Annotated in this window: 13 protein-coding genes; 5 read left to right on the top strand and 8 right to left on the bottom strand. The window is 40.3% G+C overall.

Annotated features, from left to right (window positions below):
- Positions 1 to 27 precede the first annotated feature (27 nt).
- Positions 28 to 636 carry an FMN-dependent NADH-azoreductase gene (locus ACSJJG_RS10245; protein ID WP_481089295.1) on the bottom strand — a complete coding sequence of 203 codons (609 nt, stop codon included), beginning with the start codon at positions 634 to 636 and terminating at the stop codon, positions 28 to 30.
- A gap of 288 nt (positions 637 to 924) precedes the next feature.
- Between ACSJJG_RS10245 and hrpA the strand changes: the two genes are divergently transcribed.
- Positions 925 to 4,839, top strand: a complete 3,915-nt coding sequence (hrpA, locus tag ACSJJG_RS10240; protein WP_481089294.1) for an ATP-dependent RNA helicase HrpA — start codon at positions 925 to 927, stop codon at positions 4,837 to 4,839.
- Between the two features lie 148 nt (positions 4,840 to 4,987).
- Here hrpA and ACSJJG_RS10235 read toward each other — a convergent pair whose 3' ends face one another.
- The 4 genes from ACSJJG_RS10235 to ACSJJG_RS10220 all read right to left on the bottom strand — a co-directional run bounded on the left by ACSJJG_RS10235 (position 4,988) and on the right by ACSJJG_RS10220 (position 9,940).
- Entirely contained in the window at positions 4,988 to 6,019 is a 1,032-nt protein-coding gene (locus ACSJJG_RS10235) for a fimbrial protein (protein WP_481089293.1), read from the bottom strand.
- A gap of 32 nt (positions 6,020 to 6,051) precedes the next feature.
- On the bottom strand, positions 6,052 to 8,502 hold the full coding sequence (locus tag ACSJJG_RS10230; protein WP_481089292.1) for a fimbria/pilus outer membrane usher protein: 2,451 nt from the start codon (positions 8,500 to 8,502) through the stop codon (positions 6,052 to 6,054).
- Positions 8,503 to 8,642: 140 nt separating this feature from the next.
- Positions 8,643 to 9,329, bottom strand: coding sequence for a fimbrial biogenesis chaperone (locus ACSJJG_RS10225; protein WP_481089291.1), 687 nt, complete (start codon positions 9,327 to 9,329; stop codon positions 8,643 to 8,645).
- A gap of 80 nt (positions 9,330 to 9,409) precedes the next feature.
- Entirely contained in the window at positions 9,410 to 9,940 is a 531-nt protein-coding gene (locus ACSJJG_RS10220) for a fimbrial protein (protein WP_481089290.1), read from the bottom strand.
- Positions 9,941 to 10,710: 770 nt separating this feature from the next.
- Between ACSJJG_RS10220 and ACSJJG_RS10215 the strand changes: the two genes are divergently transcribed.
- Positions 10,711 to 10,899 (top strand): hypothetical protein, encoded by a 189-nt coding sequence (locus ACSJJG_RS10215; RefSeq protein ID WP_481089289.1) that lies wholly within the window; start codon positions 10,711 to 10,713, stop codon positions 10,897 to 10,899.
- Positions 10,900 to 11,648: 749 nt separating this feature from the next.
- Here the strand turns inward: ACSJJG_RS10215 and ACSJJG_RS10210 are convergent.
- Together ACSJJG_RS10210 and ydgH are read right to left on the bottom strand one after the other, a co-directional pair.
- Positions 11,649 to 13,040 carry a basic amino acid/polyamine antiporter gene (locus ACSJJG_RS10210; protein ID WP_481089288.1) on the bottom strand — a complete coding sequence of 464 codons (1,392 nt, stop codon included), beginning with the start codon at positions 13,038 to 13,040 and terminating at the stop codon, positions 11,649 to 11,651.
- A 546-nt stretch (positions 13,041 to 13,586) separates the two neighbouring features.
- Positions 13,587 to 14,540, bottom strand: a complete 954-nt coding sequence (ydgH, locus tag ACSJJG_RS10205) for a DUF1471 family protein YdgH (RefSeq protein WP_481089287.1) — start codon at positions 14,538 to 14,540, stop codon at positions 13,587 to 13,589.
- Between the two features lie 484 nt (positions 14,541 to 15,024).
- On the opposite strand from ydgH, the gene pntA reads away from it, so the two are divergent.
- Both pntA and pntB read left to right on the top strand, forming a co-directional pair.
- Positions 15,025 to 16,560 carry a Re/Si-specific NAD(P)(+) transhydrogenase subunit alpha gene (gene pntA, locus ACSJJG_RS10200; RefSeq protein WP_481089286.1) on the top strand — a complete coding sequence of 512 codons (1,536 nt, stop codon included), beginning with the start codon at positions 15,025 to 15,027 and terminating at the stop codon, positions 16,558 to 16,560.
- A 25-nt stretch (positions 16,561 to 16,585) separates the two neighbouring features.
- Positions 16,586 to 17,974, top strand: a complete 1,389-nt coding sequence (gene pntB, locus ACSJJG_RS10195) for a Re/Si-specific NAD(P)(+) transhydrogenase subunit beta (RefSeq protein WP_481090418.1) — start codon at positions 16,586 to 16,588, stop codon at positions 17,972 to 17,974.
- A gap of 607 nt (positions 17,975 to 18,581) precedes the next feature.
- Here the strand turns inward: pntB and ACSJJG_RS10190 are convergent.
- Positions 18,582 to 18,842 (bottom strand): LCI fold-containing protein, encoded by a 261-nt coding sequence (locus ACSJJG_RS10190; protein WP_481089285.1) that lies wholly within the window; start codon positions 18,840 to 18,842, stop codon positions 18,582 to 18,584.
- Between the two features lie 316 nt (positions 18,843 to 19,158).
- Here ACSJJG_RS10190 and ACSJJG_RS10185 point away from each other — a divergent pair, with 316 nt between their 5' ends.
- Positions 19,159 to 19,896 (top strand): ABC transporter ATP-binding protein, encoded by a 738-nt coding sequence (locus tag ACSJJG_RS10185; protein ID WP_481089284.1) that lies wholly within the window; start codon positions 19,159 to 19,161, stop codon positions 19,894 to 19,896.
- Positions 19,897 to 19,959: the final 63 nt, after the last annotated feature.

Here is a 19,959-nt window from a genome sequence, read left to right as displayed (position 1 = left end):
GACAACGATTTTTTCGGTTTGCTTTTGTCACATTTTCAATATGATACTATCTATCGTGTCACGGGCATCTTGATGTGTCTGGTTAGCGGATTCTGCCCCCATAGCCAAGCCTTCAGCAAAGACAAATTCCACATCTGTAAAACCGATAAATCCGAGGAAAGTACGTAAGTAGGGTGTCACCAAATCTGTTGGGTTGTTTTTGTGAATGCCGCCACGACTGGTCAAAATAACAACGCGTTTGCCTTTCAGTAACCCTTGTGGGCCTTTTTCAGTGTACTGGAAAGTCACTCCAGCACGGGCAATCAGATCAAAATAGGTTTTTAGTTGAACAGGAATAGCGAAGTTATACATTGGCGCAGTGATGACAATAACATCATGTGCTTTTAACTCTGCGATCAACTCATCTGATAGCGCCAATACGTTTTTTTGACGTTCTGTCAATTCCGCATCGCTTGGACGCAAGGCACTGACTAACTCTCCATCCAGTACTGGGACTGGGTTTTCAGCCAGATCACGTGTGGTAATGTTGCTCTCTGAATGGTCAGCCAACCACTTTTCAACAAAATAGTCAGCCAGTTTATTGCTTTGGGAATATTGTGCCAGGATGCTGGATTTCAGAACCAGTACTTTACTCATTCTCTACTTCCTCAGTTATCTACAACCCAAGTTATCTAAGATACTAATAACTTCATTGATAATATTGTTTGAGCATCATATTTTATATAGTGAATTGTTCAGTCAATAGCTCAATATTTTGAGATATTCATTCAAATTCATTGAATCAAACGATGAGTTGGTGTGGAGGAGTACGTGAGATCGCATAAGATATGTTACACTTCTAATATCATTATGTCATAAAAAATAATCCTCTTGGCCTGCAAAGACAGCGCTACTCAGTTAAAAAACGTCACAAGGATTTATCACGTGGAATCACCTTTGACAGCACCATTTGCTGAATTATTCGCTGAACTTGATCACACACCGTTGCGCGATCAGTTCCGTTTAAAAAAACGTCTGCATGGAGCAGCAAAAATTAAGAATCAAGTCTCCTTGCAGGCTGTAGTACAATCCATTGCGGCGGATATAGCGACTGCAAAACAGAAGATCATGAATCGCCAGGCTGCATGTCCTTCGGTTCAATATCCTGAAAACTTGCCGGTTAGCCAGAAGAAAGCCGATATCTATAAAGCCATTCGGGATAATCAGGTTGTTATCATTGCCGGAGAAACCGGTTCGGGTAAAACAACTCAGATCCCCAAAATCTGCCTTGAATTGGGAAGGGGAGTCAAAGGGCTGATCGGCCATACCCAACCTCGTCGTTTAGCAGCACGTGCGGTTGCTAACCGTATTGCGGATGAACTGAAAACGCCACTTGGCTCGACGGTCGGTTATAAAGTTCGTTTTAATGATCAGGTCAGTGAAAATACGTTGGTCAAATTGATGACTGACGGTATTCTGCTGGCAGAATTGCAGCAAGATCGTTTGTTATTGCAATATGATACGTTAATTATCGATGAAGCCCATGAACGCAGCTTGAATATCGATTTTATCCTCGGTTATCTGCGCCAATTACTGCCAAAACGCCCAGATCTGAAAGTCATCATTACCTCTGCAACTATCGATCCTGAACGCTTTTCCCGTCATTTTAACACAGCCCCGATTATCGAAGTATCTGGACGTACTTATCCGGTAGACGTGCGTTATCGTCCCGTGGCTGGTGATGATAGTGATCGCGACCAGCTTGAAGCCATTATTGACGCAGTGGATGAATTAGGGCGTGAAAGCTCAGGTGACATACTGGTATTCATGAGCGGTGAACGTGAAATTCGTGATACGGCGGATGCCCTCAACAAGCAAAATTTCCCACATACCGAAATCTTGCCACTTTTTGCACGGTTGTCTAACAGCGAACAGAACAGAATATTTCAGCCCCATGTCGGTCGCCGCATTATTTTGGCAACCAACGTGGCGGAAACGTCACTGACTGTACCAGGCATCAAATACGTGATCGATACCGGTTTTGCACGTATTAGCCGATACAGCTATCGCACCAAAGTACAACGCTTGCCGATAGAACCGATATCGCAGGCATCAGCCAATCAGCGAAAAGGGCGTTGTGGCCGTGTTTCGGACGGGATTTGTATTCGCCTTTATTCGGAAGAAGATTTTTTGTCACGCTCGGAATTCACTGATCCTGAAATTCTGCGTACCAATCTGGCCTCCGTTATTTTGCAAATGACCGCCATTGGCTTGGGAGATGTCAGCGCCTTCCCATTTGTTGAAGCACCGGATAAACGCAATATCCAGGATGGTGTTCGCCTGTTGGAAGAGTTGGGGGCTATTGATCCAGAGTCATTGTCAGAAGGGAGTTATCGACTGACCCCAATGGGACGACAATTGGCCCAGTTGCCTATCGATCCCCGTCTGGCGCGTATGGTACTGGAAGCTAAGGTACATGGTTGCGTTCGCGAAGTGATGGTGATTGCTTCCGCATTGTCAATTCAAGATCCACGGGAACGACCGTTGGAAAAGCAGCAGGCTTCTGATGAAAAACACCGTCGTTTTGTGGATAAGGATTCAGATTTCATCGCCTTCCTGAAGCTGTGGGATTTTCTGGTGGAACAGCAGAACGCGCTTTCCAGTTCCCAATTCCGTAAACTTTGTCGGCAGGATTATCTGAATTATCTCCGTGTTAGGGAATGGCAGGATATTTATACTCAGCTACGGCAAGTTGTGAAAGAAATCGGGTTGCCGATTAACAGTCAGGAAGCAGATTATCGTAGTATTCATGTTGCCTTGTTGGCAGGGTTGTTATCCCATATTGGCCAGAAAGATACGGATAAACAAGAATATACCGGTGCGCGCAATGCCCGTTTTTCTGTTTTTCCTGGCTCTGGACTATTTAAAAAACCCCCAAAATGGGCGATGGTGGCTGAATTGGTGGAAACCAGCCGCTTGTGGGGACGTATTGCCGCCCGCATCGAGCCAGAATGGGTAGAGCCATTGGCGGCCCATTTAATCAAAAAGCACTATAGTGAACCGCACTGGCAGAAGTCCCAGGGGGCGGTAATGGCAACGGAAAAAGTCACCTTATATGGTTTGCCAATTGTGACGGGCCGCCTGGTCAATTACAGCCGAATTGATCCTATGTTGTGCCGCGAATTATTTATCCGCCATGCACTGGTAGAAGGTGACTGGCAAACTCGTCATTCATTTTTCCGCGCTAATTTGAAATTACGTGAAGAAGTAGAAGAACTGGAACATAAATCTCGCCGACGAGATATTTTGGTGGATGATGAAACCTTGTTCATTTTCTATGATCAGCGCATTGGCAAAGACGTTGTTTCGTCGCGCCATTTTGATCAATGGTGGAAAGTCGCCAGCAAAGATCAGCCGGAATTGCTCAACTTTGAAAAGAGTATGTTAATCAAGGGAGATGCAAATAAAGTCAGTGCGCTGGATTATCCCAATTACTGGCATCAAGGTAACTTGAAATTCCGTTTGAGTTATCAATTTGAACCGGGAACCGATGCTGATGGTGTAACAGTGCATATTCCTTTACCGGTATTGAACCAAGTTAAAGATGAAGGATTTGATTGGCAAATTCCGGGAATTCGCCATGAATTGGTGGTTGCCTTGATTAAATCATTGCCAAAACCAATACGTCGTAATTTTGTTCCGGCACCTAACTATGCGCAGGCATTTCTGGAACGTGTGACACAACCTCAGGCTTCTTTGCTGGATAGCCTTGAGAAAGAGTTACGTCGCATGACGGGAGTGACGGTGTCACGTGATAACTGGCAGTTGGAACAAGTGCCTGATCATTTGAAGATCACATTCCGCATTATCGGAGAGAAGAAAACAGGTGAAAAAAATAAACCGCTAGCGGAAAGCAAAGATCTGTCAGCATTGAAACTGAAATTGAAAGAAAAAGTTCAGGAAACTCTTTCGGCAGTTGCAGATAATGGCATAGAACAAAATGGGTTACATATCTGGAGCTTTGGGACATTGCCATCATGTTATGAACAGAAGCGCGGAGGCTATTCTGTTAAGGCATTTCCGGCCTTGGTGGACGAAAAGGATAGCATCGGTATTAAACTGTTCGAAACCGAATCCGAACAGCAGAATGCAATGTGGAAAGGAACACGTCGCCTGTTATTGCTGAATATTCCATCGCCGATTAAATACTTGCATGAAAAATTACCGAACAAATCTAAACTGGGGCTGTACTTCAATCCATATGGAAAAGTGTTGGATTTGATTGATGATTGTATTTCCTGTGGTGTTGATAAATTGATCTCAGAAAATGGTGGACCAGCCTGGGATGAACAGGCATTTTCCAGTTTGCATGATAAAGTTCGAGCTAATTTGAATGACGCAGTGGTTGATATTGCCAAACAAGTCGAGCAGATCCTGACTGCGGTCTTTAATATCAACAAGCGCCTGAAAGGGCGGGTGGATATCTCTCTCGCGCTGGCGTTATCCGATATTAAAGAACAAATTTCCGGTCTGGCCTTTAATGGATTTGTGACTTCGCACGGCTGGAAACGCCTGGCAGATGTTTTGCGCTATTTGAATGGTATCGAACGTCGATTGGAAAAATTGGCGGTAGATCCTAATAAAGATAGGGCGCATATGAGCAGGGTTGAGCATATCCAGCGTCAATGGCAACAATGGTTGGCAAAACTGTCTGTTCAGCAGAAGCAGTTAGCGGAAGTCGAAGAAATTCGTTGGATGATTGAAGAACTTCGGATTAGCTTGTTTGCCCAACAACTGGGTACTGCGTATCCAATATCAGATAAGCGTATTTTACAGGCGATGGAAAATATCGCATCGTGATATGTTGGGGCAGTTGTAAACAACAACTGCCCAAAAACTTTTATAGAGGTTCAATTATTGTTTTTTAGTTACAACATACTTATTTAAACCACCAAATCCCCCACTTAATAACACTAATAATCAATACCAAGCAGGGGGCAATCTTCATCTATTGATATACAAAAGTAATTGTTGCTGTTGCATCTGCTTTGCCCGGCTTAATTTCCGTTTCCGTTTGGATATAACGGGCAACTAATGGAATGGTTATATTTCCACCAGATTGAGTGGAGCCAAATACAACTGGAGAACGCATTGTTACGGGGCGATTTTGATATAATATCTGTAAACCAACCCCTTTTGCCGTGACGTTGTCACTATAGTCCAATGCCCAGATATCTTGGGAATTCCAGTTTGCAGACCTGCCATCCAGCGCCAGTCCTACATTCACATTAGCATCGCAATTTATATTGATATCAAAATGTTGCATTCCCGCTGTACTATAAATACCGCGAAAATCACTTTTTTTAATATCTCCCATGTTGACTGAAATCATTTTTTGATTGAGAGAACAACCTTTGGTCATGATATATGTGTTCGATAAATTGAAAGTATGAACAGGGATATTGTGACCTAATGTAGCACGAGTCAGTTTCGCCGACTTGATAGCTCCTGAACCGGTTGTTGGTGCAATCTTAATTAACTGTACAGTTAAATAACCCCATGATTTACCGCAATATTGTTTTTTCCATTGAAATTGCGGCGGTGAAGGACAAGTGAATGGATAGGTCGCTGTTCTGGGCAGCCAATCAATACCATAATATGGTCCCCAGGTGTTAATACGGATACCCACTCCCGAAACACCGGATTCATAAATGGCATCCTGATTATAGCTTGCAGGTGTAAGATCAGGTTGTTCCCATATTGCAGGCAAGGAAGTATCGCAGAGGGCGATATTACCTTTTTCATCCACCTGATCCAAACGTATTTCTTTGATAGTTGTTCCGATAGGATGGTTTCGGGGAACTGTAATCGTACCAAAAGAAACTAGAGTCATGCCAGGCACAAAACCCGCAGAATATTGGCAATAGTTGTTCGCTAAACTGGAAAAACTACTCATCGTGCCGATGAGAAACGTACTTGCCAATAATAATTTTAATTTGTTGGCCATAGAATAATTTCCACTATTTTTATTATATATCATATAAATATATCGTCATTGTTATTTACAAGAGATTATTCACAAGAAGCTTCAACCATATACAAACCTGAAGCAGGCTCTTCACCAGAGAGTCGATAGTTGGCATAACACTCTTGTATTTCTTTATATCCCCATTTAACCCATATCCGACCAAATTTAGGAATACCACTGAGATAAACTTGCCCATCATTACTGACAATTGCGCTGTTGGGAACATCAGTATCATGCTGTTTTTCCAGTGTCGCAGTTGCACCAAATGGGATCTCTTTGCCTTGATAAGAAAGTGTCAGTAAAGCGCGATAACCAATACGAGTCTGGAAATTGGCCAGTACCAGTGAACCTTGGGTTGGAATAATAGTTTGCGTATTGATATCAATATCAACGTTGTTACCCATTGAATGCGTATCTAGCGCAATACGGTTTTTCCGATAGCTACTGACATAAGGCACAATGGCATAGCCTTTCCAGTCAGTTTTGATACCGGTATGGTTTTGCACTTTGATTTCTGAAGCACCATTGGCGCGTACTAATACCGATGTACCTCCCAACGGTTGGGAAAGGGTGATACCATAAGGATGAGCAACAATCCCGCCATTTAAACCATAAGTCAGTTGCTTGGCGTATTTGTCGTAATTGTAACCAGCGCTGACTTGGCCATATGTTCCTTTATATTCTGCGCTGATATTTCCGCCAACGCTTTGATTACGGTCAGTATAATTTTGCTGAATGCTATAAATCAGATTGTTATCTTCAAAAGCTGTACCATTTAAGCTAACTTGATGAGACGTATCACTGCTTTTGTTGCTGGTCATGTTATAGCTTACCCAGCTGTTTTTCAGCCAACGATCAAAGGGAACCTGCATGCTGAATGAAACAATTTGCTCACTGCGATTTGAACCGGGGAAAGCGCTGTGAGAATAATTCAAGCTATAATTAATTGAATTGTAACTTGTATTATAACCTGCGCTGATATTCCTTTCGTAACCTTTTTGATGCCAATAATCTTGTTGAAAAGCAGATAAATAAATGGTTCCCCAATCCCCAAGGGTTTGATTAATATGTAATTGCAATTTACTGCGTTTATTGCTGCTCCTTCCATCGATTGCAGTATTTAACTCATTCGCTTCTTTAAAATCATAAAAATTTTGTGTTGAGTAACGATAACCTGCGAGAGTGAGGTTAGTGCCTGTCTGGGATAGATCTTTGGCATATTGGAAACGGTACGATTGACCATAATTGTTGGAGTTCGGTATTAAATTGGTTTTGGCGTGAGTCACATCAAAAGAAAGGGAACCCCAGTCAGAGAGACTATAGCCTGTACCCAAAGCAATGGATTGGTAATCTTTTGCAATCGTACTTCCACCATAGGCAGTGACATGATTAGAAATACCATAAATCACCGTACCCTGCATGAAATAGGGTGTTTTTCCACGGTGAGAATTAGATTGGTATTTTCCCAAAGTCAGCGAATGTCGCAGGCTATTTTCCCGTAACATAATCGGCACAGTGGAAAAAGTTTGTACAGAACGATGTTCTTTCCCATCAGCTTCTTTAACAATGACTTCTATATCTCCGGTTGAACTTGTTGGATAGAGGTCATTAATGACAAAAGGCCCAGGAGAAACATAGGATTCATAGATAATGTAACCATTTTGTTTGATGGTGACTTGGGCATTGCTTTGGGCAATTCCTCTAATTATCGGTGCAAATCCTTTTAAGCTATCGGGCAACATATTGTCATCGGAAGACAATTGCATACCGCGAAACTGAAAGCTATCAAATATAAGTGAAGGTGTGTAACTGTCTCCAAATATTAATTGGCTTTTCAGTGCATGAATATCTCGCTGGAGGTATATATTGATATTCTGCCATTTTCTATTTTGACTACTGTAAGTGGAATAGTTGCGCAAACGCCATGCTTCCCAATTAACGCCCGTTCTCAGATTGAGAAAATGATTTTTTGTTGAACCTACTTGATCATCCTGCCAGGTCATGGAGCCACTATAGCTATAGTTGACTAACAGGGACGTTAATCCCTGATCCCACAAATGAGGGGGTACGTAGTCTCTCGCCTGACTCTTTAAGGCGGCTTGGGGAATACTGATATCCAGCCGCTGATGTTTGAAATCGAAAGATGTCGATGCGGATGGAATATATTGGCCAAGATCGGCAAGCCCCGTTTCTTGCGGCAAAGTAAGCAGCGTGGGAAATGACTCAATATTCACCCCCATTTCCCTGAGCTGTTGTATCTTAATTTCGGGAGATAACTTGTTATTGACGATAATAAAATCGACATTCCCCGTATCTACTTTTTCTCGATTAAGATAAATATCTACCCAATAACGCCCGGGAGGCTGTTGATCATCTTGAGTAAAGATAGAGAGATCAATATCTTCAAAACCTGAATGGATTTCCAGTGCATTGATGTTGAAATACTCTTCAGCGTAAGCCTCATTGTTATACATCCAAAGAGATGTGGTTAACAATGCACAAAGAGGCACCTTACAATATAGACAACGCAAGTTTAGCTTGATAAGTAATGTCCAATTATCAGGACTATTTTGTTGAAGATAATGACGATAGTTATTCATAATAATAAATTTTTAATTGTGATATACCTACTATCCTACAATTCACGTCTTTCTTCTGGTGTTACGCCACCAAAATCATTAATCGTTTTCCAGGTCACTCGATTGATATTTTTAATAGGAACATCCCAACTCTCTTGTTGAAAAGGTGGGATCATCCCCGCTGATTTAATCTCGTAATTTTCTACATTATTGCCGGTGGTCAACACAGAAAAAGAGATATAGTAGGGCGTTGGGTTTTCTGCAATGAGTTTGAGTCCATCGGTTTTAAATTTCAGAGCCTTATAAGCAATACCGGCATTATTGGCTAAATTGGCGGGGCGATAGAATAACTTAAATCGAGATTTTACCGTGATTTGCAATTGATTCTGTTCTGATTTAGTTGTGGCAGGAATAGATTTGATATTGAGCCAGAACAAAGATTCTTTGTCATCAGGTAATCCATTGCCAATTTTAACAATTCGTAAAACATTCTCATTCTCGGCTGTTAATTTAAAAAGAGGGGGAGTGATAATAAAAGGGACTTTAGTTTCATCATCTTCACCTTGAACCCACGATTGAATGAGGTAAGAGATATCAGCTTCTGGATTATTAATAGAAATAGAGGCTTCTTTCTGGTCACTAATATAAACAACACGTGTGCCGCCAATGACGACGCCCGCAAAAGAAGTATTAGTACTGAAAATATAAATAAGAGTGAAAATTAAAACACGAAAATATTTCAAAGCGGTCGCTCCAAACAATATTTAGACCAGAGTGATATTGTTTTGGCTTCCCTGCCATAACTTCCTTTGGTTACAGGTAGTTAGTTATAGATAATAGTGAAGTTAGCGACTGCATCACCCGTACCTGGGGTTACGGTTTTAGCTGTTGCAATGTATTTGGCAACAAATCTCAATTCTTCTGTTTTTCTATGTGAGAAATACTGGGGACGTGAATTTTCTGCCAGATTGATCATGGTATTACTGTCATCTTCATAAAGTGCAATTGCGACACCTTGAGCCGGACTCTCTCCGCCATTACCCGTTAACGCTAAAAATCGGCTACTAGCTCTGTCCGATTGGCCGTCAAATTTAACCTGTGCATGTTGGTAATCTTGTGGGCAGTCGGACAATTTAATACTAAAACGGGTAGGGGCAGAAGTACTATAAGCTCCAGCAAATGAACTTGAGCTGATAGTTCCCATATTTACGGTTTGGTTAGCCGAATTTGAATCGACTTTACACGCATTGGCGGTAATTTTTCCCGTAAATTTAATTTGTCCATCAGCAGCATGAGCCGCGGACATAAATACAGATGAAACAAGTAAAGATGAAATAATTAGCTTGGTTTTCATTTCTTAATTCTTAATGCATCTGCCTCTGACAAACTTATTCTACAGAGAAACAGATTATTGGGTTAATGTTAATGCCGTATATAAATACGACCACGAATTGCTTTAGTTTATTTCTGTAAAATAACACAGAAACAACAGTTCATATTTTCTCATCAACAGATGAGATAAAAAATATAGTAGCGAATAATTAACAAAGATCAAAATAATAACTTGACTAATCTCATAATTTGAAGTTTTAAGCTATTATGGAAGAATTAATAGAATTGTTATGCATAACATAGATTTTTTTCTGAACATAAATGAGTTTTTATTCTATTTTATAAGATTAATTATTAATTGATGACATTCTGTAAAAATAAAAATGATACAAGGCACATAATATATTTAAATTTTTCTTTTTTGTTAAAATTTTAACTATATATTATATAATTATTGTTTATTTGTAACGTGACTTTTATTTTTTAATTTTTATATCTGATTATTTTAATTATGTAAGAGCTAAAACCTACTTTTAGGCTAAATGAAAATCAATTGCATCTGATTAAAGCTAACTTTTTATTGATAAAATCTTTATGATAAATACTCTGTCATAGTTCAAGTTTTATCTATTTGAAGAATATATTGATATGGAAGCATAATTAATCATTATGATTTGGGTGCAAAATGATCTGTCGCTGCTTTTTTAGTTACAACATATTTATGAGTATCAAAAATTTATAAAAACACCATCTCAAAAAACAAAAATCATGACATATATCTATTAGGAATAGATGACAATACCACGTAAACTAAAAAAAAAGGGTTTTAAAATAAAAACGAATAACACAACAAAACAAAACCCAAAACCGGAAGGAAAAACAACCCCCTGTTGGGTTTTTTTAAAAAATAAGCCCTTTATTACCTTTTTTAAAAGCCAACCTACTAATAATAAAAGGTTGGTTTTTAAGCAAAAAATCTAATTAAAGACATGCACCTAACAGTATGGGCGACCACCATAATTTAGCTGCACAATTTTTCATGCAATCTCCACAGAAGAAAGGTGGGTTGTGCTTTACCCTTTGTTTGTTTCTTGTTCGCTCCCAATACTTCCCCCTCCATAAAAAGAGATAGGGAGTGTTAGTTATAGATAAGGCTCTCTTTTTTTTTTTTTTTTTTATATACAGGAATATAAATTTTTTTTCACATTACCTATTTTTTTATATAGGTTACGGATAGTGGGGAGCTTGTCACACACGTTTTTTGGTTGTTGGCTTGTGGAGTGTAGGGTAAGCGTGGGTGGTATTTTTTTTTTGCGGGGTGTGGGAGGGGGTTTATTTTTGCCAAAAATCTTCTTGCTTACAACAGCCGGTAAATGACCTCCCCTTTGGTTTGTATCCGAAATTGTCCTTTTACCTTTACAATACGGCTTATGGGGGTTGCCGCCAACTTCCTTTTTAACCCTTTTTTTTGGGAGGGGGGGGTAAGGGGGGTTTTTTCCCCTGTTGGCCATGTGGCAAACCTCCTTTAACCATTCCAATCTCCCAAAAATAAAAGAATAGAACAAAACTTTTTTGGCCATAGTCAGCCATTATTTTTTTTGGGAAGTTTCCTACAACGGAGGAGGAGGGGGGGGCCCCTACCCTAATTAACCGCATCACCCCAAAGATCAACAATGGGACATAAAAACCGGCACAAGGGCCGGATTCTTTGGAATAGTTGATTTTTTATATTAGTGCATTAATTGCCATGTAGACGGGAGCGCTATTAAGAACAAAACCACAATAGTCGATTTTTCTGTAACAGTTAACGGTACTCTTTCCTGATTTTGTCTGCGTGCGTACAGAAAAACCAGCAATCCAGGAACGTATAGTACTATCGAAAGTAAGAGGTTCATTAGCCCCGAAGCATAAAGTAACCATAACCCATAAATACAAGAACCCAGAGCAATAAAGAGTAAAGCACGGCTACCACGTTGAAAGGCCACTTTCGCTAAAAATGCACCGACAAGAAAGTAGGGAACAAGGATCATCTCAGAAGCGATAGAGAGTAATGTATTGTAATTACTGCCGCTTAACCAAATTACAACCAAAGAGAGTTGAACCGCGCCATTTGTGATCCAAAGTGATGATTCAGGGGCTTTTTGGCTGTTTTGTTTTTTGAATATTTTAGGGAATGAACCGTGTAAAGAAGCGATAAAGGGGACTTCTGCTGCCATGATTGTCCAGCTCAGATAAGCTCCACAAACAGAGATGATCAAGCCAGCAACAATCACAATTTCACCCGCAGAACCCATTAACCCGACCATTAAAGTTGCCATAGAAGGGTTACGCATAGCCGCTAATTCAGGTCTGGTGACCAACCCTAGTGAAAGCAGGGTTACCAGCACATATACCCCTAATGCTGAAATCACAGCTAGTACAGTTGCGATACCAATATCCTTGCGTCTTTTGGCTCTGGCTGAAACAACAACTGCACCTTCAACACCGATAAAAACCCACAGAGTAATTAACATCGCGTCTTTAACTTGCTGCCAAACAGGAACACCCATCTCAATGCCGCTGAAATCAAAAGAAAACACATCCATTTTGAAAGCAATGACAGCTAAGATAATAAATAGGGTCAATGGTAATAATTTTGCCAATGTTGCCAGCAGGTTAACTCCCGCAGCCGTTTGTACACCACGTAATACCAAGCAGTGAACAAACCAAAGTAAAATAGACTCACCGATTAACGATTGCCAAGTATTGCCCTCACCAAAAATTACTGAGTGTTCGGTATCAGTGAAAAAACTCAACGCGGCAAAGACAATAACTAAGTAAGAAACATTGGCAATAATGGCACAGAACCAATATCCCCATGCAGAACAGAATCCAACTAATTCCCCGAAACCTTCTCTTGCGTAAGTGAAAATACCGCTGTCCAAATCAGGGCGCAGTCGTGAAAGTAAAAGTAAGGAAGTGGCTACAAAGAGAATACCTATGCCTGTTATTCCCCAACCAATCATTAATGCAGCAGGACTGCCTATTTGCGCCATGTTTTGCGGTAAACTGAATACGCCGGCACCGACCATAGAACTGAGTACCAGTGCGGTCAGAGACGTAAGGCCTAATTTCTTTTCCAAAGATACGTTCCTAAAAAAATATAATCGACACGATTAGCCAGAACATTTGTTCTGAATATCGAACACATATTGGACATTTATTGCATCCATGCGATGGATTGCAGAACGGATTTAGTCGATAAATCTAAAAACAGGGCGATTCTACGGAGTGAAAGGATTGTATGCAATGGTTTACTATGCAAAAAAATATAAATTTTATGCATAAAATTATACAGAGGAGTAAGAAAACAAATTACGGATAATTTTTCTAATGTGTGTTATTGCCTTAATAAACATTGAGATGATCACAAGATAAGCACTTTGGATAATATTAGTTATATATTTTACTCTATTGAAACAAATAACAAACAATTATGTAAATGGTATCAATAAAAGAGAGGCTAAACAGGATAATCTGCGAATTATACCGCATTGTAACGTTATTGAATTGTTAATTCCCACGAGGTTATTGATGCAAACAAATAATAAAATACCAAAAAAACCGATGAAAAAGGCACAAAGAATATTTGTGCCTTTTTCATGAATTACTGAACTACAACACTATGATTATTTGAATAAATCTGCACTGATGGTAACGTTACCACCATTAGACTGCCATTCCCGTGTGATATGGTAGTATTTTGCGCCTTTCTCTGCTGCACGTTTAGCAACCTGATAAGAAACTTCAGGTGCGGTAGTGTAATAACCAGAAAAGGTGACGGAATCGAATGGAGCCATCAGAGCGGCGGAGGCTTTATTTAATTCTTGAATTTTTGTGCCATCAGGTAAAGTTACAGTGTAACGCCCACCTTTTGATGACTGGGTTTCAAAAAAGCGACCAACCACATTGCTTGTTGAAGTTGAAGAAGCAACACCTGGAATTTCAACTTTCTTAGCTTCCTCTCCGCCTTGAGCCAGAGCCTGGCGTCCTGCTTCAGAATCGGCTGGGATCATAGCCTCACTAGACTGAACCTTACGTTTGGGCGCATCTTCTTTATAAACATAGGCTGTGACTATTTGGTTTCCACCATTATTCGGTGCAATATCACGGACAATAAAGAAAGATGCAGCATCTTTCTTTTTAGCTGCCTTAGCGATAGCTTCTTTCAGGTCAGGATCAGTCGGGAAATAACCATTCACTGTGACAGTATCGAAAGGCTCTAAAGTAATGGCTTCAGTTTTAGGTAACTCTTTGATGCCACGGTAGATGCGATAGTTAGGTGTTTTATCTGCTTTTTCCGCATCTTTATGGTACAAATCGGCGACAACACGCAAATTACCTCGTCCATTAAGATCATCAAGACTTTGAATGTAAAAACTGTCAGCGCCTTTTTTATCGGCCTGACGGGAAACCGCATCCGCCGCTTCATAAATTGCATTAAAACGACCAGTAACTGAGATCCGCTCAAAAGGTTTAAGCTCTGCCGCTTGTTCTGGAGTTAACTCTTTAGCCGCATGTGCAGCGGTCATCGTGGTTAGTGAGAACACCGCAGTCGCGATGATCGTTGTCTTCAGCTTCATAAAAAATCCTTTCGCCTTGCGCATTAAAATATTTATAACGTGCTGAACATTGTTATGCATCACATAGAATGCAATTATTACATGTAATAATGCCAATTGTCGCAAGAAATTATGCCTTCTAAAGAAACGATTGCTAGATTTTAGTATATAACACTAAGAATTTTAATAAACATAGTAAGTTATGTACAAACCCCAAGTTGCAATCCGCAAGATGACGTGAGGCCTTATATTTCCCTGCGCAGCGGGGAAATATAACATGCATTTTGAAGTTGGATTAGTATTTGAGTCAAATAATTGTTTACATTAAAAGGTCATTTTGTTTTTCTGATTTTATGATAATTCGTTGACATTATTTTCATTAAGTTACTATTTGGTATTCTATTGATAGATTTTGCTGATAGCAGCAATAAAGTCAATCTAATCGTTAAATAGGCATCAACAAGGTAATAATCAGCAATATTTCATTCTTAAAGAAGGAAACATTATGCGTATTGGTGTACCAAAAGAGCGACTTTCCAATGAGGCGCGCGTTGCTGCCACACCATCAACCGTGGAGCAATTGCAGAAATTGGGGTTTAACGTCACAGTTGAGACAGGCGCAGGGCAACTTGCCAGTTTTGGTGATGTTGCTTACCAAAAAGCAGGAGCTGATATAGCGGAAATCCATCAAGTTTGGCAATCAGATATCATTTTAAAAGTAAATGCCCCTGAAGATGATGAAATTGCTTTAATGAAAGAAGGTGCTGCGCTGATTAGTTTTATTTGGCCAGCGCAAAATCCGGCATTAATGGCAAAATTAGCAGAACGTAAGGTAACTGTTTTTGCTATGGACGCAGTTCCTCGAATTTCCCGCGCACAATCTTTAGATGCTCTCAGCTCAATGGCAAATATTGCGGGTTATCGTGCCATTGTTGAATCTGCCCATGAATTTGGTCGTTTTTTCACGGGGCAAATTACAGCAGCGGGCAAAATACCACCAGCTAAGGTCATGATCATTGGCGCAGGGGTTGCCGGATTAGCAGCAATTGGTGCAGCCGGTAGCCTTGGTGCAATTGTCCGTGCTTTTGATACACGTCCAGAAGTGAAGGAACAAGTACAAAGCATGGGGGCTGAATTCTTGGAATTAAATTTCAAAGAAAAAGCGGGCAGTGGTGATGGTTATGCAAAAGTGATGTCAGAAGCTTTTATCAAAGCAGAAATGGCATTGTTTGCTGCACAAGCAAAAGAAGTCGATATTATCGTTACAACTGCATTGATTCCGGGGAAACCGGCACCACGACTTATCACAAAAGAAATGGTTGATTCCATGAAGCCTGGCAGCGTGATTGTCGATCTGGCTGCTCAAACTGGCGGCAACTGTGAATACACGCAAGCCAATCAACTTGTTGTGACAGCAAATGGGGTGAAAATTATCGGCTATACAGATTTACCCAGCCGATTGCCGACTCAATCATCACAACTTTATGGATCAAATCTGGTCAATTTGCTGAAACTACTGTGCAAAGAAAAAAATGGAGAAATCACCATTGATTTTGATGATGTCGTTGTTCGTGGTGTCACTGTCATTAAAGAAGGTGAAATCACATGGCCAGCTCCACCTATCCAAGTTTCAGCCCCACCAGCAACTGCCAAATCGACGCCAGTAAAGAAAGAGGAGAAACCAGCAGAAAAGCCTAAATCTCCGTGGCTAAAGTATGGTGCACTCGCACTAGTGATAATCCTGTATGGTTGGTTAGCACATGTTGCGCCAAAAGAATTCTTATCTCATTTTACTGTTTTTGCCTTGTCCTGTGTGGTGGGTTATTACGTTGTCTGGAATGTCAGTCACTCATTGCACACACCATTAATGTCCGTCACCAACGCGATTTCCGGGATCATTGTGGTTGGCGCCGTACTGCAAATTGGTGAAGGGGGATGGGTGAGTTTCTTCTCATTCATTGCGGTGTTAATTGCCAGCATCAATATTTTCGGTGGCTTTACTGTCACTCAACGTATGCTGAAAATGTTTCGTAAAGGATAAGGGGTAACTTATGTCGAACGGAGTAATATCGAACGGAATAGTGACAGCAGCCTATATTGTTGCCGCCATTTTGTTTATTTTCAGCCTTGCCGGACTTTCCCGCCACGAAAGCTCCAGACGCGGTAACATTTTTGGTATCGTTGGTATGGCGATTGCGCTGATTGCCACGATATTAGGACCTGATACTGGCAACATTGGCTGGATTATTTTAGCGATGGTCATCGGGGCGGTTATTGGTATTCGTCTTGCCAAAAAAGTGGAAATGACTGAAATGCCAGAATTGGTGGCTATCCTGCACAGTTTTGTCGGACTGGCGGCGGTTCTGGTTGGGTTCAATAGTTTTATCACTCATGATAATTTTGCCAGCTCCATTATGGAAAACATTCATCTGACAGAAGTTTTCCTTGGGGTATTTATTGGTGCTGTAACCTTTACTGGCTCAGTTGTCGCATTTGGTAAATTACGTGGAAAAATCTCTTCCAAGCCATTGATGTTGCCACACCGACACAAACTTAATCTGGCCGCCTTGATCGTCTCTTTGGTCTTAATGTTCACCTTTATTAAAACAGAAGCTGTTGGCCTGCAAGTTTTCACTTTACTGATGATGACAGTTATCGCTCTCGCTTTTGGCTGGCATTTAGTTGCCTCGATTGGCGGGGCAGACATGCCAGTTGTTATTTCCATGCTGAACTCATATTCAGGCTGGGCGGCTGCGGCAGCCGGTTTTATGCTGAGTAATGATTTGCTGATAGTCACAGGGGCTTTAGTGGGTTCTTCGGGGGCAATCCTTTCTTATATTATGTGTAAGGCGATGAACCGCTCCTTTATCAGCGTCATCGCGGGCGGTTTCGGTACAGATGGTCGTTCTTCAAGCGATGAACAGGAGCTGGGAGAATACCGAGAAACAACCGCGGAAGATGTCGCTGAACTGTTGAAAAGTTCCACCTCAGTCATCATTACTCCAGGCTACGGTATGGCAGTTGCTCAAGCACAGTATCCTGTGCATGACATTACAGCCAAATTACGAGAGAAGGGTATAAATGTTCGCTTTGGCATTCATCCTGTTGCGGGGCGGTTGCCGGGGCATATGAACGTATTACTTGCTGAAGCTAAAGTTCCTTACGATATTGTCTTAGAAATGGATGAAATTAATGACGATTTTGCTGAAACAGATACGGTTTTAGTTATAGGCGCCAATGACACGGTAAACCCAGCCGCTCAGGAAGATCCTTCAAGCCCTATTGCTGGCATGCCGATTTTGGAAGTCTGGAAAGCACAAAACGTCATTGTATTTAAACGTTCGATGAATACGGGATATGCTGGAGTGCAGAATCCATTGTTCTTTAAAGAGAATACACAAATGTTGTTTGGTGATGCGAAAGAAAGTGTCGGAGCCATCCTTCGAGCTTTATAACTGAAAGGATATAAGGCAACTTCAAGATCCTAAGAGCTTCGGGTTATAACCTGAAGCTCTTTTTTTAACAGAAAATTAATTGATTATGATCGGCATTGCGATATAATCATGTACTTATTTAATAACTTTACTAAATCTGAATCACCAATAAACGATATTGCAACTTCAAAATTTAGAAGCTGATTTTATTTTTATATTCTGATGATTAGAAATACTGGATTAATCACTATTCTCATTACTTAGAAATCTCATAATAGAGAAATAACCATTCATCATGTCATTATAATGAGTTATTATATTTCTATAAATTACAATTAATAATAAATTTATATTAAATACAGTAAATTATATCCTAAAAACAATTAAAGTGAGTTATATTAAGGGAAAATATATTTATTCAAAATCCATGATAAAGGTAGAAAAGCATAATTAAGAGGTAAACCGTTATTTTTAACGAGGTTTTTTTAGCGTGTGAAAATTCTGAAAATTCCAGCAGGGTTTTAATTACGACATTAAATGATAGTCACCGTTATTTAACGAGGTTTTTTAGTGTGAAAATTCTGAAATTTGTTACTAGGTTTTAGTTTTACCTTTATATTGGTTAGCATTATAGAAGCCCCAGAGTTCCATTATACGAACATTGGAATGAAGGACCTTGAAAATACCATTTAATGCCATCTCTTGTAAATGTATTAGCAAAAGCATTATGAGGATTAACTACATATCTCAAATACACTCGGCCATTATATGACTTATCCTGAGATGGGCATTTGGCAAGTGTTGCAGTACCTGCCGATGCAGACCCAATTCCTCCAGTTAATGCAATACCAGCAGCCAACGCCCCAACCGTCAATAATTTCTTAAACATAAACATTCTCCTGTAATCGTTTTTGGAATTTGAAACTTAAATATATTACTTATAAAGTCTTATTTGATAACGCACGCTAAATCTAAATCACCATCTGACGACGTTGCAATTTTAAAATTTAGAAGCTGACTATATTTTTATATTCTGGATTAGAAATACAACCTCTATTATCATAATTTATGAACAACAATGATTTAACTATTATTCACAGAGAGAAAATAATATATTTATAATTACAACGCAATTCACTATAACAATATTGATTTAAGGTTGGTAGATATTGAAAGATAGAAAAAAGAGGGATATTATAAAAATAATGGATATAATAAATTCGATTCATCCCACAATACCAATATCACCTGTTATCAATATGCAACGGTTAACCCGTATTTATCAACATGGCGAAAAGAATCCAATACCCGTTCTAAAAAATATCACCGCACAAATTTATGCCGGTCAGAGTTGCGCTATTGTCGGAACATCGGGTTCAGGTAAAAGTACATTATTAAATATCCTTGGCCTGCTGGATAAACCCACCTCTGGTGAGTATTTTCTTTGCGGTGTTGATATGTCAACAGCCGATGCTGATCTTCGTGCCAGAATGCGCAATAAAGAAATTGGCTTTGTTTTTCAAAGTTTCCATTTGTTAGCCGGAATAACAGCCACAGAGAACGTCGCTTTGCCACTTCTTTACCGCGGTATTTCTGCTTCGCTGGCCCATAAAATTGCCAAAGAAAAACTGCATTTGGTTGGCCTCTCACATCGTGCTACTCACTATCCGGCAGACTTATCTGGCGGGCAGAGACAACGAGTGGCGCTCGCCAGGGCATTGGCCGGAGAACCCTCGTTACTGTTGGCTGATGAACCCACCGGCAATCTGGATCGACAAACCGCAGAAGAAATTTTATTGCTACTTTCTTCTCTTCATACAGACAAAGCGATGACGCTGGTCGTAATAACCCATGACGCTATGGTTGCAAACCATATGCAGCGTGAATTACGTATCGTTGACGGCCAGTTACATGAAACCAGAGGGATGACAATCCATGCATGATGGCAACTATGGCATGTCGATATTCATGATCTGGCGAGAAGCCTGGCGGAATTTAATGGCAAC

This window comes from Xenorhabdus sp. SGI 60, assembly GCF_056632175.1.
The sequence above is the reverse complement of the archived record's forward strand: the minus strand, read 5'-3'. Positions and strand labels throughout refer to the sequence as shown.

Excerpts from the sequence above, each read along its gene's own strand:
- ACSJJG_RS10245 (WP_481089295.1), bottom strand. The coding sequence starts at position 636 with ATGAGTAAAGTACTGGTTCTGAAATCCAGCATCCTGGCACAATATTCC.
- ACSJJG_RS10235 (WP_481089293.1), bottom strand. The coding sequence starts at position 6,019 with ATGATATATAATAAAAATAGTGGAAATTATTCTATGGCCAACAAATTA.
- ACSJJG_RS10220 (WP_481089290.1), bottom strand. The coding sequence starts at position 9,940 with ATGAAAACCAAGCTAATTATTTCATCTTTACTTGTTTCATCTGTATTT.
- ACSJJG_RS10215 (WP_481089289.1), top strand. The coding sequence starts at position 10,711 with ATGACAATACCACGTAAACTAAAAAAAAAGGGTTTTAAAATAAAAACG.
- ydgH (WP_481089287.1), bottom strand. The coding sequence starts at position 14,540 with ATGAAGCTGAAGACAACGATCATCGCGACTGCGGTGTTCTCACTAACC.
- pntA (WP_481089286.1), top strand. The coding sequence starts at position 15,025 with ATGCGTATTGGTGTACCAAAAGAGCGACTTTCCAATGAGGCGCGCGTT.
- ACSJJG_RS10190 (WP_481089285.1), bottom strand. The coding sequence starts at position 18,842 with ATGTTTAAGAAATTATTGACGGTTGGGGCGTTGGCTGCTGGTATTGCA.
- ACSJJG_RS10185 (WP_481089284.1), top strand. The coding sequence starts at position 19,159 with ATGGATATAATAAATTCGATTCATCCCACAATACCAATATCACCTGTT.